Annotated in this window: 12 protein-coding genes; all 12 read right to left on the bottom strand. The window is 51.2% G+C overall.

Going from position 1 to position 15,431, the window contains the following annotated elements; translation table 11 throughout:
* Nucleotides 1–66: 66 nt before the first annotated feature.
* Nucleotides 67–1,068: a hypothetical protein gene (locus tag AAF564_04940; GenBank protein MEM8484870.1), complete on the bottom strand. Its 1,002-nt coding sequence runs from the start codon at nucleotides 1,066–1,068 to the stop codon at nucleotides 67–69.
* Nucleotides 1,069–1,098: 30 nt separating this feature from the next.
* Entirely contained in the window at nucleotides 1,099–3,522 is a 2,424-nt protein-coding gene (locus AAF564_04935) for a dockerin type I repeat-containing protein (GenBank protein MEM8484869.1), read from the bottom strand.
* Nucleotides 3,523–3,656: 134 nt separating this feature from the next.
* Nucleotides 3,657–4,676, bottom strand: coding sequence for an O-fucosyltransferase family protein (locus AAF564_04930; GenBank protein ID MEM8484868.1), 1,020 nt, complete (start codon nucleotides 4,674–4,676; stop codon nucleotides 3,657–3,659).
* A gap of 5 nt (nucleotides 4,677–4,681) precedes the next feature.
* The gene (locus AAF564_04925; protein MEM8484867.1) at nucleotides 4,682–5,941 is read right to left on the bottom strand and encodes a glycosyltransferase family 4 protein; all 1,260 of its coding nucleotides are present in this window, start codon (nucleotides 5,939–5,941) and stop codon (nucleotides 4,682–4,684) included.
* 43 nt (nucleotides 5,942–5,984) lie between these two features.
* Nucleotides 5,985–6,602: an acyltransferase gene (locus AAF564_04920; protein ID MEM8484866.1), complete on the bottom strand. Its 618-nt coding sequence runs from the start codon at nucleotides 6,600–6,602 to the stop codon at nucleotides 5,985–5,987.
* Nucleotides 6,603–6,666: 64 nt separating this feature from the next.
* Nucleotides 6,667–7,812 (bottom strand): glycosyltransferase, encoded by a 1,146-nt coding sequence (locus AAF564_04915; GenBank protein MEM8484865.1) that lies wholly within the window; start codon nucleotides 7,810–7,812, stop codon nucleotides 6,667–6,669.
* A gap of 7 nt (nucleotides 7,813–7,819) precedes the next feature.
* Nucleotides 7,820–9,697 carry an asparagine synthase (glutamine-hydrolyzing) gene (gene asnB, locus AAF564_04910; protein ID MEM8484864.1) on the bottom strand — a complete coding sequence of 626 codons (1,878 nt, stop codon included), beginning with the start codon at nucleotides 9,695–9,697 and terminating at the stop codon, nucleotides 7,820–7,822.
* Entirely contained in the window at nucleotides 9,685–11,055 is a 1,371-nt protein-coding gene (locus tag AAF564_04905) for an O-antigen ligase family protein (protein MEM8484863.1), read from the bottom strand. The genes asnB and AAF564_04905 overlap by 13 nt, the downstream gene beginning before the upstream one ends.
* Before the next feature lie 11 nt (nucleotides 11,056–11,066).
* Nucleotides 11,067–12,206 carry a glycosyltransferase family 4 protein gene (locus AAF564_04900; GenBank protein MEM8484862.1) on the bottom strand — a complete coding sequence of 380 codons (1,140 nt, stop codon included), beginning with the start codon at nucleotides 12,204–12,206 and terminating at the stop codon, nucleotides 11,067–11,069.
* Between the two features lie 78 nt (nucleotides 12,207–12,284).
* Nucleotides 12,285–13,427: a glycosyltransferase family 4 protein gene (locus AAF564_04895; protein MEM8484861.1), complete on the bottom strand. Its 1,143-nt coding sequence runs from the start codon at nucleotides 13,425–13,427 to the stop codon at nucleotides 12,285–12,287.
* Between the two features lie 9 nt (nucleotides 13,428–13,436).
* Complete coding sequence (locus AAF564_04890; GenBank protein ID MEM8484860.1) at nucleotides 13,437–14,639, bottom strand: glycosyltransferase family 4 protein; 1,203 nt, start codon at nucleotides 14,637–14,639, stop codon at nucleotides 13,437–13,439.
* A gap of 29 nt (nucleotides 14,640–14,668) precedes the next feature.
* On the bottom strand, nucleotides 14,669–15,431 hold a 763-nt coding region (locus AAF564_04885), incomplete at its 5' end, for an ATP-binding cassette domain-containing protein (GenBank protein ID MEM8484859.1).

The raw sequence follows: 15,431 nt of genomic DNA, 5'->3' as shown, positions 1-15,431 counted from the left end.
GAAGCTGGAAATCAGGCATGAACCAAAAGGTGTGCCGGTCAGATAAAAAACAGAAGTGACCCGGTGTTAGCCGGCAACCGCATTCCAGTCAAATGCCTTTTGTTCATTCCCATGCATAACAGCAGCTATGCGCGAAAACGAAGAATTACCCTGAAATAACAAAAATTCGCATCGAGAAAGTAAGTACATATCGATGATGCTGGACTCAAGGATTTCAACGGATTTTTTGTGATCGTTATTTCGTACAGACCACTGATGAATTCCCCCACACGTCACTTGCGGCAAGTCTTTCGGGTACACGTGCACATTTTGAAGTGTCTGCTGCAATTCCTGCTGCAGTACGATGTTATCCGTTGAAAGAAAGATGCTGGTGTTGTCCTTTGCAAGTTGCCGTACCTGTGCAAGCAAGTCTCTGATTTCAGCATCAGGCTTTTTATCTGTCGACCGCACGTGTACGCCCACAGCTTTCCCACCGTCGAGTCGCTGATCAACAAAAGCAGCAATACGCGCCTCCAGCGGATCGCTCAGGCGCAGGTTTTCCCTTACGGTCTGCTGCGAAAAGGACGGTATATAATCCACATAAAAAACGACATCCTTTTTTATCCTGCGTGACATGTCTCCGCCATAAGGCAATACCCTGTCATCGAAGAGTATCCATGGACGACGCGGCAATTCTGTCCGCTTCTTGTGCTTAACCCGCCAGTGCCGGTACAGGGTACGAAGTTTGTTTTTTGGCAGCCGATGAAACGGAATAGGTGCGTGTTGGGGTTCATCAAGTTGATCAAACAAGTGATAGGTCCCCGAAGTGATATCCTGCCCATCCATATTCGGATAAAAGCTCAGCTTATCACGATTTGGGATTTCTTCGTATGAGGTAACGTGCGCTACATTTTTCAGGACGAAGTAATCATCAAAGAAATTGTAGCCTTCGGGCATAATGACGCCGTCAGCCCAATCAACAAGGATAGTCCGATTTGTATCGCGTGCGTATTCAATGGCTGCGCAAAGTGTAGAGATTCTATTACCAAGCCCCGCGCACCCTTTTACAATAAGGTATTTCTGTTGCATTAGAAGAATTGCAAGCGCGGCATGCGTGTATTACTGGCAGCCATCTGCTGCCGGCATACAGGCTACCAGGCCAACGATATATTGAAGGATAAGGGAGGCGTCAAAAGCTGTAATGGTACCATCTCCTGAGACGTCTGCTGCGACTGTACCCGCAGGTTCGAGGGTCTGGTAATTGATAAGATGTTGAAGAATGGCTGCTGCATCGTATGCAGAGATGAGCCCATCACCACTGGTGTCTCCTACAGCATATACATCTGCGGGGCGAATGGCGTAGGTAACGGAGGCTGTTGCCGGCAGGGCAGCAGGGCCCTCTTGTTCAAGTAGATCCACCATGACATTCTGGATCCGGGAAGAAACTGAACTGGCCTCCCAGATGGTGGACGAGAGCTTAACGCGGCGCGGCCGCTCAAACGTGATTTTAACCGATTCATCAAAACGGGTCGTCCTGATGGCTGTTACCCCTTCTTGTACTGCGTCCGTAGCCGGCACCCAGGCACCATCTACATACAATGAAATTGACGCATCTGCTTCATCCTGTACTGTGTCCACGAGGAAGAGCGGAATCATTTCCCACAGCGCGGTTACCTGGTCGCTTTCATCGGATGTAAGGGTAGAGGTAACGGTAAGGCCTGATGGCTTGAGCGAGAAAACCCGTTCGTATGCCACGTCGCCCACAATGGCTTGATCTGGCGCGCTCAATCCGTTATCGTGCTGGCCTATTGCACCGGAGACCGTTATGGTTGCAGCCTCGTTGCCCGTTATGGTTGTCTCCACTTCAGGGATTCTATTGCGCGCTGAGCTGAATGGTTGTCCGCTGGCATTAACGCCGGAAATGGCATGTACGGCCCAGGTATCCCATCCCCGATCGCCACTCCATTCATCAGCATCGGCATTTTGTGTGCCTCGCGAGCGGCCCATAATTACGGAGCCTGTCGATTCTGTCCAGAATGCGGACAGACTGCCACCGGACAAACCTGGCACTCCATTTCCCCACTGAGACACGGTAGAACCCGTATGGATAATCGCGCCGTAGGTATCAAAGCGTGCAATTACAAATGTATCACCAAACTCCTCGATAAAGTTTTCTTCGCGCAGGAAGGGCGGTTTTGTAGCCGGCGCATTGCTGGCCTCCAGCGCCTCAAGTTCTGCATAAAACCCCGGCTTGTATAAAATTGCTGCCGCCGCAAGGCCCCGCAACCAGTGCTCCGCGCGCCAAACGCCTGGTGTATTGGCAGAAGGCTCCATCCATGCCCAGATGCTTGTTGCCTCCGTGTCATCGTTACGCTTGATGATTGATTGGGCAATCTGGGTGCGCATAACTGTTTCAGAAGGCACCCCCTGCTCATACCAGGCCGGCAATGTACGGCCTGTCCAAATCAGGTAACGCGCCTCTTCAGACAACATGGCCATCGCGTGATCTCGCTGGTACGAATGCCATTGATCATTGGCCTCTCCTTTCGCGGTACCCGTGTTAAAGTGTGATGGACTGAAAAAATGGCCGCTTGGCTCTGGCAGCGTCTGATACGCTTTTAACCGCGCGCTCTTATCAACAAACTGATCAATTTCAGGATCATCGTATAACAAAGCTGCCCATGCAAGAAAATGATGTAAAATGCCTTCATAGCTCAGGTCGAGGCCATCATTGCCGTGTTCGTGGTAATGGCCGTCACCGCGCATAATTTCTTGCAGTACATCCAGGGTCCGTTCGCGCGCACGAAACCGAAGATCGTCTGAGTCTATTGCCTCTGCAGTGTACCAGAGTGCCGGCAGTTGAAATGCTTCCATGTCTGCCCCACCCGACCCATAAGGCTGGTAAGATTCGAGGCGTTCAAAAAACTTGAGCAAGCCGGTTTCATAGGCCTCCTGCACCTCTACATCCAGCAGGTCTTTCGCGACATAGTAAGCGTACCCATATTTTGCCAGATATCCGCCGACATAATCGCTACGCTGGTTAACAATGCTGCCCTCGAGTTCGTGGTCTGTCATCATCATGTCAACAGCCGACGCAACAAAGGCGCGGAGCTTCACAGCCCGGCTATCAAAATAGGGGTTACCGGCATAATCCCACGTGGCCCACCACGCAGTATTAACGGGATCAAGAAAGCCGCTATTCCTGCCGGCACGCATATACACCTCCCCGTTCTGCTCAATGGACGACAGCACAAAATAAGACGCATCAACCCGTACACCGGTCATATCGAGCGTCGACTGGCGACCAAAATCTTCCAATAGAATCCAGGTAGCATGTAGCTGGTCCATCGAAGTAAAGAAGCTGTCCTCATACACGACAGGCTCCAGTGTTACTTCAAAATCAGCTTCGGTCAAAGTCTCCAGGTACGTCCGTAGGGTAACCTGATAATCATGATCCTGGGGAATTTGGGCGTGCACTGCGCCAGCACCTAACAGGACAAACAACATCCATACAACAGGTGCCAAAACGTGACGAAAAGCCATATATATTCGGGAGGATTTGTAGAAAATCAGGCTTCCTGGCAACAAGACGGGGCCGGGGTAATTATTGCGAGACAGGCCAGGGAAGTATATGCACAGCTAGTATCGGCTGGCAGGATGTAGACTTAAATTGCGGCTTAGCCTACATGCCAGGCTTCGTCCAAACTAAAACATCGGGAAGCATCTGCATGCCGCAAGGCGATGAACCGGGACATGTTTGAGGAATAGGTGCCGGCAAAGTGTTGCGCTCGTGCACAGATTTCTACATCCAGCAACAACTGCAACACCGAGTCATAAGGATTGTCGAATTTCTCTTTCAACAGTTCTGTAGAATGTCCAATTGCTGTAGGCGCACAGGTTGTAAATACCGCGATGTCAAGTCCTCTTGCTTCGATATACTGCTGTATTTCCTCGATTGAGGCGTATGAATCAGAGCAAACAAAGAGCGCTGGCATTTCGGGATTCTCTTGCAAAAGGCAATCTACATAGTCAGCGGCTTCTATCCGTTCCGATTCCGGTTGCCCTTTCCGCTCCCCTACTTTGTCTCCTCTGCGAATGTGGCACGCCGCGTACCCGGCCGGCAGTTTCATCTCCTCGATTTGCGCTTCGATATGGTTGCGAACTGCCGGCTGGAATTGATACAGGCGCGCAGTTATCCGGCGCTTGTTTTCAAATACTTGTGCGTTATACAACCCACGGTCGGGTATATGAACGGTTTCGTATGGATACGCCCGAATCCGATTCCACAATTTGAGATCACTGCGATAGTGGAGTTCAAAAGTTCGTTGCGAACCAGATCGGTCAGGCGTTTCCCAGAAACGCACAAAGTAGTCTTCCCATCCTTTTTCAGCTTTATAGAGAAAAGCTTCGGTATCCAACACAAAGCCGGTATCTGTATCCATACAATAGATCGCGGCATTGATCATGTTGTTTATTTCGGAGAAAAAGCCCCGTTGCGTAAGCCCATAGACAAGAAGCTTCGCATTCTGATTGGGAAAGAGTTTTCCGGCCAATGATACAGGACGCTGCGCCGGGCTTACAGCACGGTACAGGTCGTATAATCCTTTACGATCAGGATACCGCCCAAGCAGTTGGTTTTTTACTTCCTTCGCTTGCCGGCGCGTAAATCGCCAGGTTCGCTTCAATTGAAATGACATAGGGTCTATTGCGCGTAGGTTAGAGCTTCCTGGTTAATTTCTTCCAGTAACCGATGCCATGCATTGCACCCTGCGTTTTGGGTGTAATGCTCGGTAAATGCGCGGCGGCCGTTCAAGCCGAGTTGCCAGCAACGATCCTGTCGTTCTTCCAGGAAATGCAGGGTCTGGGCAATTACCTCAGCGGTTTTGTCGACATGCCGCACAGGATCGATGACCATGCCGGCGTCTTCCTGCAAAATAATTTCACCTGAATCAGAAGCTTCCGGCCCGATCATAAGCACCGGTTTTCCCGACGCCATGATGCTGTACAATTTGCTTGGTACAGCAACACCAACCATCTCGCTTTTCAGTGTTAGCAAGTGAATATCTGCCAGGGCAAGCGAGAACCGTAGTTGCTCCCTCGGGAAATAGTCCAGGTACATGTAATTCCGGATGTTCTTGTTCAGCGCAAACGACTCAATGTGGGCACGTTGTGCGCCACTGCCAACAAACAGAAAAAAGAACCTGGGGTGATCTTTCAATTGCTCCATCGTGAGGAGCAACTCATCAAACTGATGCGCAAGGCCGGCATTGCCCGAATACATGATGACAAATTTATCTTCCAGTCGGAGCTCTTTGACCAGCGGATTCTCCTCTTTTGACACCGGAATAAATTCTTCAACTTTGTCCCATAAAGGAATGGTGTGTAGCCGCTCGTCCAGCACACCTTTTCTAAGGATGCGCTGTTTCATGTAGGCGCCCAAATCGACTACAAATTCAGCATTGCGATACCCAAAATCGTTGAGGCCGTGCAGCATTCTGGAAGCAAACCCGGCCGGCCGTAACATACCCAGTACTTCTTCTGCATCCGGATGCAAATCCATCGACCAGATGCCATATTGTTGCCCCCGCAGCTTGTACATAACCCCACCTAAAACGGACAGCAATGGCGGCGTTGTTAAATAGACGATATAGTCGTACCTGCGGGCAAACAAGATGTAGAAAAATACCCGGAGATAAAAAGAAGCGTAGTCAATCAACCTCGTCAGTGTAGATCCACGCCCCCGGCTGATTGTTTTTGTCCGATGAATCCGCACACCATTGCGCACTTCTTCACGTGGCACATCGAGGGCGCCAGCCATGTAGCGTCCCTGACTGCAGATCACATTTACATGATGTCCGGAAGCTGCGAGATATTCAGCAAGGTCGGTTAGCTTTTGCCCGGTAGCGGCAATGTCTGGATAGTAATGCTGATTAACAAAAAGAATGGATTTGTGGGCGTACATGGGCATCATGGGTTCTGGCTTAGTTACGGATCTCCACAGGGGGCTACAATTCGCGGATGATTCGGGCAGGATTGCCTCCTACCATCGTCCTCGGGGGGACATCCTTGCTCACGACACTGCCGGCGCCTATCACGCTGCCTTCGCCAATCTCCACGCCTTTTAAAATCAGGCAGTTCATCCCGATAAACACATCGTCATGGATAATCACAGGCCGGCTTTTTCCGTTGGCCATGTCTTTTTTGCGGCCTTCGGGCGTCAGCGGATGAAAGTCGGTATCGACAATCGTGGTGTTGGCTCCGATTTGCACGCGGTCACCAATTTCAATCCGATCTGCAGCAACAATGGTTGTACCTGTAAATCCGCACTCTTTCCCAACGCGGATTACTGCGAGCTTGGACCGGGTGGAAAACACAACGGGGTGAATCGGAACGAGGGGATTTGATTCGAGCCATGAACGTAACACAACGCCATCCCCCAATTCAATCAAACTCTTCCGGTGGCGCTGAATAATGGGCTTGCCCAATACACGCCAGTTCTTGCCCCAGTCGATGCCCTTCATGGCAAAGAATACTTTCAGGTAAGGGAGCGCAATGGTCCGGCGCACTTCGTTTTGCACACGCCAGGGCATGTCTATGATTTTCTGGGCCAATAGATAATTCATGTCGGGGATGTAGAAATGATTTAAACAATTGCAGCGTACGCAGTACCAGACAGGTAACAGCTGGCTAGTTGCGTACCGACTCGTACATGGATACCAGTTGTTTGCCTACTTGCTGCAGGGAAAAATCCTGCCTTATTGCTGCAGGTCCTTGTGTACTGCAATGATCCTGGTAGGCCTTACTGCCCAGAATTTCAAGAATGGAGAAAGCCAGGGCTTCCGGTTCTGGCTTAATGACGTGTCCGAGGTCGTTTTTGGATACAAAATCAGCCAGTTGGACCTGTTCAGAAATCACAACCGGCAATCCAGCGCCTATCGCCTCCATGACAGCAACACCAAAGTTTTCCTGAAAAGAAGGCAAGACAAACAGGGAAGATTTTGCCAGTAGGCCGGCCTTTTTTTCCCCGGCTACAAAACCAGGAAAACTGATCTCTCCAACTCCGAGGGTTTGGGCCCGCGTTCGAAGGGCCTCTACGTAATCCGGATCGCCACTGCCGGCAATAACCAGTTCTGCACGCGGCATGCCGGCAACAACGCGCGGCCATGCATCAATGAGACACTCGATATTCTTCTTGGGATGAATCCGGGAAAGGAACAGTACAATCGGAGCATCACGATCAGCTATAGTGGCGGAAGGTGCAGGGAGTTCAGCGAGGGGCGGCGGCACAACGTGACTACGCCCCGAAAAGTCGATTCCATGCCAGGCAGCTTCATCACACTCAGCCCGCGTTGTAAAGTGTATTGCAGGAGCTTTTTGCAAACTTGGGCCATCGAGCCGGCGAAAGTACTGCCGCTTTATCCACGTCCGTCGGTGTGTAAATGTATACCGTGAAAGGGTACCAAACGGACGCAGGACTACGGGCCAATTTCGGCGTACGCACTGGCGCAAAGCAATCGAGCTGATCGGATTAAAAAGGCCGTGAACGTGTACTGCATCGTAGGCCTTGCCATGCCGCACCAACCAGCGGTGTAAAGCTGGAGAAAAGACCATGGCGCCTTTGCCGGCACTTGGAAAAAAAGAATACGATACGGCGTCTGTCTGCGCCTGTAGCCATTCCCGATCAGCCTCGTTCACAGCTGGCGCAGCTACAGAAACGGCCATGCCACTGGTTTTAGCAGCGCGGGCATAGCCCACCCACGATTGTGTTGGCCCGCCAAATGCCCGAGAAAGTGACGGCATTACGTGTAAGACTTTGAGTTGATTTCTGCTCATCACATCCTCAATCGTTTATGTGCTGCCCACACCAGGCACCAAGCGCTATGAGTAGCCATAGCCGGCTCCAGGAAACGGTCTTTTCACCCTGCATAAATGCCTGCCAATAGCCGTCAATGGTATTGCCATCAAATACAGAAAGGTCTGCCAACACACCCAGATGCTCCTCACAAAGCTGTTTCAAGGGCCCACGCATCCACTGATCAAAAGGCAGTGTAAAACCCTGCTTCGGGCGATGAATGACTTCCTGGGGCAACAAATCACCAACCGACTCCACAAGCAGCCGCTTTGGCGTATTACCCGGCGCTTTGATGGTGTCGGTGACGCCCATCACATACGACACCAGTTCGTGATCCAAAAACGGCACCCGCACTTCCAGGGCATTTGCCATACTCATCTGATCTGTATCACGCAGCAAAACGTCGTGCATATACGTGCGTGCCTCAGCAAATGAAATACGCGATAACAACGGCTGATCGCTGTGTTGGGCAAGCGACTCAGACAGCAAAGCCGTGTAAGGGTCATCATAGCCGCGCTGCCTGTGCAATAGCGAAGCTACCTGGTCTTCAGAGAAACACTGCCGGCCAAGCGGATACACTTCTGCAAGCGATCCATTCGAAACCATCAGACGCTTAAGCTTCTGGGTTGCAATCGAGGGGTTCATCGCATACAACATCCGGGCAAACTGTGCACGGAAAAGTTGCGGGAACCACTGCCACAGAAACAGGGCGCGTTGCTGAAAAGCAATGCGTCCAAAGAGGCTATATCCAGCAAAAAACTCGTCGCCGCCAAGGCCAGACAACGCTACCGTTAGTCCTGCTTCCTTGACTGCTTTGGACACCACGTAGGTGTTGATGCCATCGCCCGAAGGCTGGTCTTGTGTCGAGAGGGCATCAGGAATTTGTTCGAGCAGTTGATCGAAGGTTAGTGTCACTTCATTGTGGCGCGTATTAAACCGCTTTGCAACCAACCGGGCGTAGTGCCCATCCTGGAATTCAGGATTGTCGAATGCCACAGAGAACGTGTGGACGCGCTCTTCCTTCATCCGGCTCATTAATCCAACAACAATCGAGGAGTCAATTCCTCCAGAGAGGAAAGCACCAAGCGGTACATCGCTCACAAGCCGACGCTCAATGGCTTTTGAAAGCCGGCGGTGAATTTCTTTCTTCGCTGCCCTTTCGCCATGGTAACGCGCCGCCGTGCAGGCATCATCAAGCAAGTGCCAATACCGTGTAATCCGAATGGCCTCCGGCGTCACAATCATGCTGTGCCCGGGCAACAACATTTTAACGTCTTCAATGAGCGTATCAGGCGCCGGCACGGACTGATAGGCGAGATAGAAAGGCAGTATCTCCTGGTTCAGTTTCCGATCTACGAGCCGGCTTGCAAGCAAAGTCCGTACTTCCGACGCAAACAGCAGCGACCCTTCGCGCGTCCGGGCATAATATAATGGCTTGATGCCCAGCCGATCCCGGGCAAGGAAAACTTTCTTTGTCTTTGCATCATAGATGGCAAACGCAAACATGCCATTCAAATGCTGGACGCACTCACTTCCCCAGGCAAGATAGGCCTGCAAAATGACTTCCGTATCCGTTTTTGATCGAAAAGAATAACCGGCATTGCGCAGTTGATTGCGCAGCGCGGCGTAATTATAAACTTCTCCGTTGAACACGATGGCATACCGCCCATCAGCTGTCCACATCGGCTGCCGGCCTTCAGCCGTCAGATCCAGGATGCTGAGGCGTCGGTGACCCAACGCAACCCAGCCATCAGAAAACTCCCCTTTGTCGTTGGGGCCGCGATGCTGCATGGCCTCAACCATACGATGAATGCCGACCTGCATTTTAGAAGGCCTTGCTCCAATAATTCCTGCTATTCCACACATGGTATCACGCTGTTATAACTCAAACCAATGAGTAGCCAGTAATAAAGCCCTGCTCCACCAAATGAGAAGAAGACCATCTCTCCGGTGTTCGCCAGCATACATGCCAGCAAGATGGCCAGGTATGGCGCGGTAGCTTTTTTCAATACCGGACCAACCAGGGTGAACAGAAGCACTATGAGAAGTGAGGCCCCAATCAGGCCTGTTTCTTCGAGAACTGCGGAGGGCAAAAATCCTTTTTCTACCGGAAAACCGGTAGGTATACCAAGAAATCCTGTCGACAGAGATACCCAGTCGTCTACACTCGATGGTACACCAAATCCAATCCCAGTTAGCGGCTGTGTCTCAAAATTGGCCATCTGCCGCGCTACCATTGAGCTTCGAACCTGAAAAGACAAAGACTCTTCAGTTTCAGATTTTTTGAGCAAAAACTGCTGTACCTTGTCATCAATGACGCGCCCTTGTGAAACAAGCAAAAGGGCCATTGTCAATACGCCAAGCAGTTTTACGGCAACAGGAAATAACGGCTTTTTCCGGCGTACAGGCGCGCGCCTGCGCATCCATACCACAACTCCGGCCACCAGTAAGCTCGCGGTATACATCAATAACGCTGTACGCGACTGCGAAGCATAAATCACAAACAAGCCAGCGCACAACACGGCCAAATGGATGATTGACTGGCGTTCAGACCTGAAAACCCACATCGTTAACGCAGCTGTCAGCGGCGCAGTAACAGGCCCCAGGGTCTGTGGATGATTCAAAATACCCTGAAAACCCCTCCCATTTGTAAAGAAGCCGGCAGCAGAGAAATAGAGCGGCAAACTCAAACACAACATCAATACAAACACGGAGAAGAACCAGGAAAACCAATACGCTTGTTCATCACGGGTACGATAAAAACCGGTCAGGATTGTAACGGCGCCCATAAAGAAGGCAACAGCCTTGAAGATCGAAATGGCCGGCAGCCGACTGGAAATGGCCGAAAGTATCACAATCACCGCAGCGTATAGCAACAGCTGCATATTCACCTTAAATGGCCATTTTCTGTTGCTCAGTATGGCATCTGCGACCAGGCGGCCAAAGGCACTCCCCAATATCAGCCAACGCAGAGAAGCTCCCTGTCCCCAGAAATAGAAGACTGCAGGGTTCAGATTGAGCAGTAAAAACATAACGGATAGCGCCTGTATACTCTCTTTGGCACCACGCCACGCATAGATTGCCAGGCCAAGCATTACTACTGATACAAGCACTGGCACCACCTTGAGTACCGCCAGGATGCCACATAACATCATGCACGGCTTCACCAGCAATACAGGTGCTTCAATGCGCTCAGGATGTAGTGTAGCTGTAACACCTTGCATACAGAACTCTGTTAAGGACCAACGTTATTCCAGGCACCAACAGATACCGCACGGGCAGGTGCTGGCGTAGTCTGCCGGCGCTTGAGTTGCGCAATACCATCGACCAGCGTCTTTGCCCATCGTTCGGGCGTGAATTGTGTCGCCAACATCCGACTACGCCGGCCCATTTGCGCGCGCACATCGGGAGGTGCCATGGACAGCCGACGCATGCTTTCAGCAAGGTGGCCGGTATTTTCACTTTCGAAGAGATAGCCATTGAATCCATCCTGCAAGAGGTGTACAGTAGCGCCACAAGCCGTTGAACATAGCAAGGGTAACCCAACGGCAGCAGCTTCCTGCACAACCACGCCCCAGGGCTCCTTGCGGCTCGGCAAAATGAAAGCCTGTGCGGTATTCATCAGCGCAGGCAAAGCTTCAGGCTGTACAAAGCCGCGATCTTCAATCCCTTCAATGTGCTGTAGGGCAGCCTTTTTATCACCTGTACCTGCACAGATCAATTTCCATGGATTTGTTGCTGTCTTGCGATACTGCTGGTAAGCATCAACCAGGACGTCCAACCCTTTTTCGTGGCTGTACCGTCCGACATAAAGGAACGCAGGCACTGTATTGGCAGCTTCTCGCTCAGGTGCAAATTTCTCCCAATCGCACGCATAGTACCCACTCCAGCACCTTGCACCACTGTAACCCAGATAACTTGCAAATTGCCGCTGCCGTTCGCCGGCGACCCACAGTGCATCAATTGCTGTATGGAGGTACCACGGCGCAAGATATTTACTCACCCGTTGCCGTAGCGTCCCCTGCCACTGGGTGTCAGATCCGGCAACAACAGGAATCCGCCGGCGCTTCATCACGCGGGCTACCTTGAGATAATCCTGATCCATCCAGCCCGGAATAAAAATGCCGTCCGGCGCAAACGCCTCAACAGTTCGCAAGATATCTTCTGCGCGTTGTCCCTCTTTGCTGTGGAGTTCATCAATCCAGCCAAACGTATCCCTTTCGTCAAATGGCGCATCTTTGGCAATGGGCCATCTATAGACAAGTAGTTCAACGTCAAAACGAGACTTGAGCGCCTTAAGGCAGGCAGCCATGTATCCTGACAGTTCAGAATACAATACAGCAATCCGCGATACTGCGGGTTGGATTTGCATCATGTAAGATTTGATTACAATTTTAGAAGTGTAATACTGGATATTGCGGTGCTATCAGCACGCGAAGGCAATTGCTATCGGTTAAACAACCGACTCAATCCCTTCAATGGTTTTTGCAGCGACACGCTGCCACAAATAGGCATTTCGCACCCGCTTGCAACTGGCGGCGCGCTTCTTTGAAAGCGCTGCATTGGAGTCGGTTAATGCTGCAATCATTGCCGACTGCAGGGCCGCTGTTTCACCTGGAGGAATAATCCACCCATTGTCCTCCGATACCAGGTCGCCCACTGCGCCGACGTTCGTCGCGATAATCGCCAACCCAGACGCCATCGCCTCCAATATTACCGTTGGCATCCCTTCTGCGTAACTCGGACAAACGAGCACATCACCTTTTGCCAGAATCGACCGCACCGTACGCTCCTCACGAACCAAACCCCAATATTTCACCCGGTCCGAACGGATCTGCAAGTGCGTGGGTATCGGTCCGACTATATCGAACTGGAAATTAAAATCGGGCAGCAGCTGTTTGATCGTGGCATGCAATTCTTCAATGCCTTTCCTTCGCTCATAACGCCCCATGAACACAAATCGCATCTGCTGGGACCGGTTACGAATCGACGCTGTTAGCCAATCGGTAGTTACTCCATTAGCCGACTCGAGGGCCGTCTTTTTTCCATCAAGTAAATGGCTTACCAACGGCGTTAGCTTATGGCCGAGCACCAGTACTACATCAGCCAGCTTGAGGTTTTTGCGGACAAAAGGACGCAGCAGCCAGTGCTCAAGGCGGGTTTTAAACGTGGCCGGCTTCTGCCACATTTCAAACCCATGAAAATTGACGCCAATTTTAGGCATGTCTGGGCGCTCCTTTTTCATCTCCATCGCTTTCCAGCCAGAGAATCCCTGGGCATAAATAAAATCTACATCTAACCGATGCCGGAGCACATCCCAAATCCGTTCGCTGTGCTTGTACGACTCCCACACATAGTGGCCCGGGAAGCGCTGTGGTGCAGCGCGTTTAATTGGCTGTATTCGGATGTGTTCAACTTCCTCAGCAGTGAAGAGGCTATGGAGATCCGGCATGACATCCTGGCCCGGAGGATAGGTGAAATACAGGTCTACGTCTACGCCGGCCTGGGCCAGATACTTCGTCAGGTAATACGTATGCTTTTGCATCCCGCCCATAACAAAGGGGAAAATGCCATCTGAAAGAAGTGCTATTTGCATCAACTTGCCTTAATTGATTTCGGCTGGTGCGAACATGCCGATTTGTTCAAGAACGCGTGTTGCGTTGTCGCGCCAGGTATGCTCCTGCATCACTTTGCGATGAAATGAATTGGCGAGCCTGTCTCGTAAGCCCGGGTCATTGATCAATCGCCTTAGGTGACGCACCAGATCAAACTCATTTTCAATCAATAACCCGTCTACTTCTGCCGTAATAACCTCTCGTACAGGGCCATTTCCCGGTGCTATCACCGGTTTTGCAAGGGCACCATACTCAAACAACTTCACGGGTGAACCATACCAGTGAGAATTTGCAAGTACCGTAATGTCCATTGCCGCAAGGTAGTTAAACACCTCGGTATGGGGCACACTGTCGGTGAACACAACATCATTTTCAATTGACAGGCCCTTTGCCAGCCCTTGCAACTCGGGTAAAATGGCGCCTCCACCAACCACGAGCAGCGCTACGTTGTATCCCGTTTCTTTGAGTAGTTTTGTAGCCTGCACCAGTTGATCTACGCCGTGCCATTTAAACAGCGAGCCGACAAAACCCACAATGGTTTTGCCACGAAGTTGTGGCATGTGTCTGATCTCGGCAACGCGGGCCTCATCCACATTTACTTTTCCAGGATCTACTGCATTGGGCACAACAACAAATTTGTCAATCGGCAACGCATGCTTGTTGACGAAATAGTTTTTCAGCACATGAGAAACCACCACCGCTTTGCTTGTGCCAGCCAGTTGCTGCTTTTCAATTTTTGCTGCACGGCGTTCGAACGCTGATGTGATTGCAAAATGGTCTTTGCGTTCTTCCACATAGGGTGCGTTCATTTCCAGGATATGCGGTACGCCAAACTTAGCCGCGGCATTTACACCAGATAACTGTAAACAACTTGCCCGCTCGTACACAAGATCGGGTTGGATCTCCTCCAGCTTTTCGTAAAGATATTGCTCAAACGCAAGGTCTTTGTTGAGGAGTAAGTAGTCTTTCATAGACTCCCACCCAAATGAAGGTATAATCCCTTTCAGGAAACGCTTGGGCCAGGATGTCGATGCGCCAACACCTGGCGCCGGCTCAATACCTCCCATGATGACAGGAAAAAGTTCGTGTCCGCCGGCTTCAAAAGCTGCTATCATTTCCCGCATGTGTGTACCATACCCCGAAGGACTGTTGAGGGCAAGGTTCGGGTGCGGTGAATAGTAGACTATCTTCATTCTTCTGCGCTTGTGCGTCTCCAGTTTGATTAGGCCTTGCTGAATTCAAAACGCGGTTCAATGCGAGACATCCGACGGAATACTGCGTTTTTCTGTATCAATTCTGCGTACGTTCCGTGGGAGGCAATGCGCCCATTTTCAAGCATATAAATGGTATCACAGGCTTTAACAGTGTCGAGTCGGTGCGCAATCATAATCGTAGTGACGCCGGCAATTGCTGCTGTTATGCCGGCCATTACGGCTTCTTCGGTGATCCCATCCAATGCGCTTGTTGCTTCATCGAGCACAAGCACTTCGGGTTGTTTGTAGAGCGCACGCGCCAAACCAAGGCGTTGCCGCTGCCCACCGCTGAGCCGCACACCACGCTCCCCTACACGGGTATGATATCCCTCCGGCAACTCTCCCGCGATAAAGGAATCGATATTTGCAATACGGCAAACTGTTGCAACACGCTCCATATCGATATCCTCATCAGCTGATCCAAACGCGATGTTTCGGGCAACGGTATCATCGTACAGGGCCACTTCTTGTGGCACATAGCCAATCAAGTTTTGCCACGCGCGGCGGTTGCCGGCATCCAGCGGTACCCCATCAACTTTGATGCTCCCTGCACCCGGTTGCAGCAAACCCGTAATGATATCCACGAGGGTAGTTTTGCCCGAGCCGGTGGTACCAACAAAGGCAATACACTGGTTTTTCTGGATCTGTAGCTGTAACTGGTCGAGCGCTTTCTCTTCAGCCTCAGGATACTTGAAGCTAATGCCCGACAAGGTAATGTCGCGGGTAAAGCGG

It is taken from the genome of Bacteroidota bacterium (assembly GCA_039111535.1).
Classification (GTDB): domain Bacteria; phylum Bacteroidota; class Rhodothermia; order Rhodothermales; family JAHQVL01; genus JBCCIM01.
This window is presented reverse-complemented; position numbering and strand designations above follow the sequence as displayed.

Coding starts and splice junctions, on each gene's coding strand:
- AAF564_04905 (MEM8484863.1), bottom strand. CDS start 11,055: ATGCAAGGTGTTACAGCTACACTACATCCTGAGCGCATTGAAGCACCT.
- AAF564_04915 (MEM8484865.1), bottom strand. CDS start 7,812: ATGAGCAGAAATCAACTCAAAGTCTTACACGTAATGCCGTCACTTTCT.
- AAF564_04940 (MEM8484870.1), bottom strand. CDS start 1,068: ATGCAACAGAAATACCTTATTGTAAAAGGGTGCGCGGGGCTTGGTAAT.
- AAF564_04890 (MEM8484860.1), bottom strand. CDS start 14,639: ATGAAGATAGTCTACTATTCACCGCACCCGAACCTTGCCCTCAACAGT.
- AAF564_04935 (MEM8484869.1), bottom strand. CDS start 3,522: ATGGCTTTTCGTCACGTTTTGGCACCTGTTGTATGGATGTTGTTTGTC.
- AAF564_04900 (MEM8484862.1), bottom strand. CDS start 12,206: ATGATGCAAATCCAACCCGCAGTATCGCGGATTGCTGTATTGTATTCT.
- AAF564_04925 (MEM8484867.1), bottom strand. CDS start 5,941: ATGTACGCCCACAAATCCATTCTTTTTGTTAATCAGCATTACTATCCA.
- asnB (MEM8484864.1), bottom strand. CDS start 9,697: ATGTGTGGAATAGCAGGAATTATTGGAGCAAGGCCTTCTAAAATGCAG.
- AAF564_04930 (MEM8484868.1), bottom strand. CDS start 4,676: ATGTCATTTCAATTGAAGCGAACCTGGCGATTTACGCGCCGGCAAGCG.
- AAF564_04895 (MEM8484861.1), bottom strand. CDS start 13,427: ATGCAAATAGCACTTCTTTCAGATGGCATTTTCCCCTTTGTTATGGGC.
- AAF564_04920 (MEM8484866.1), bottom strand. CDS start 6,602: ATGAATTATCTATTGGCCCAGAAAATCATAGACATGCCCTGGCGTGTG.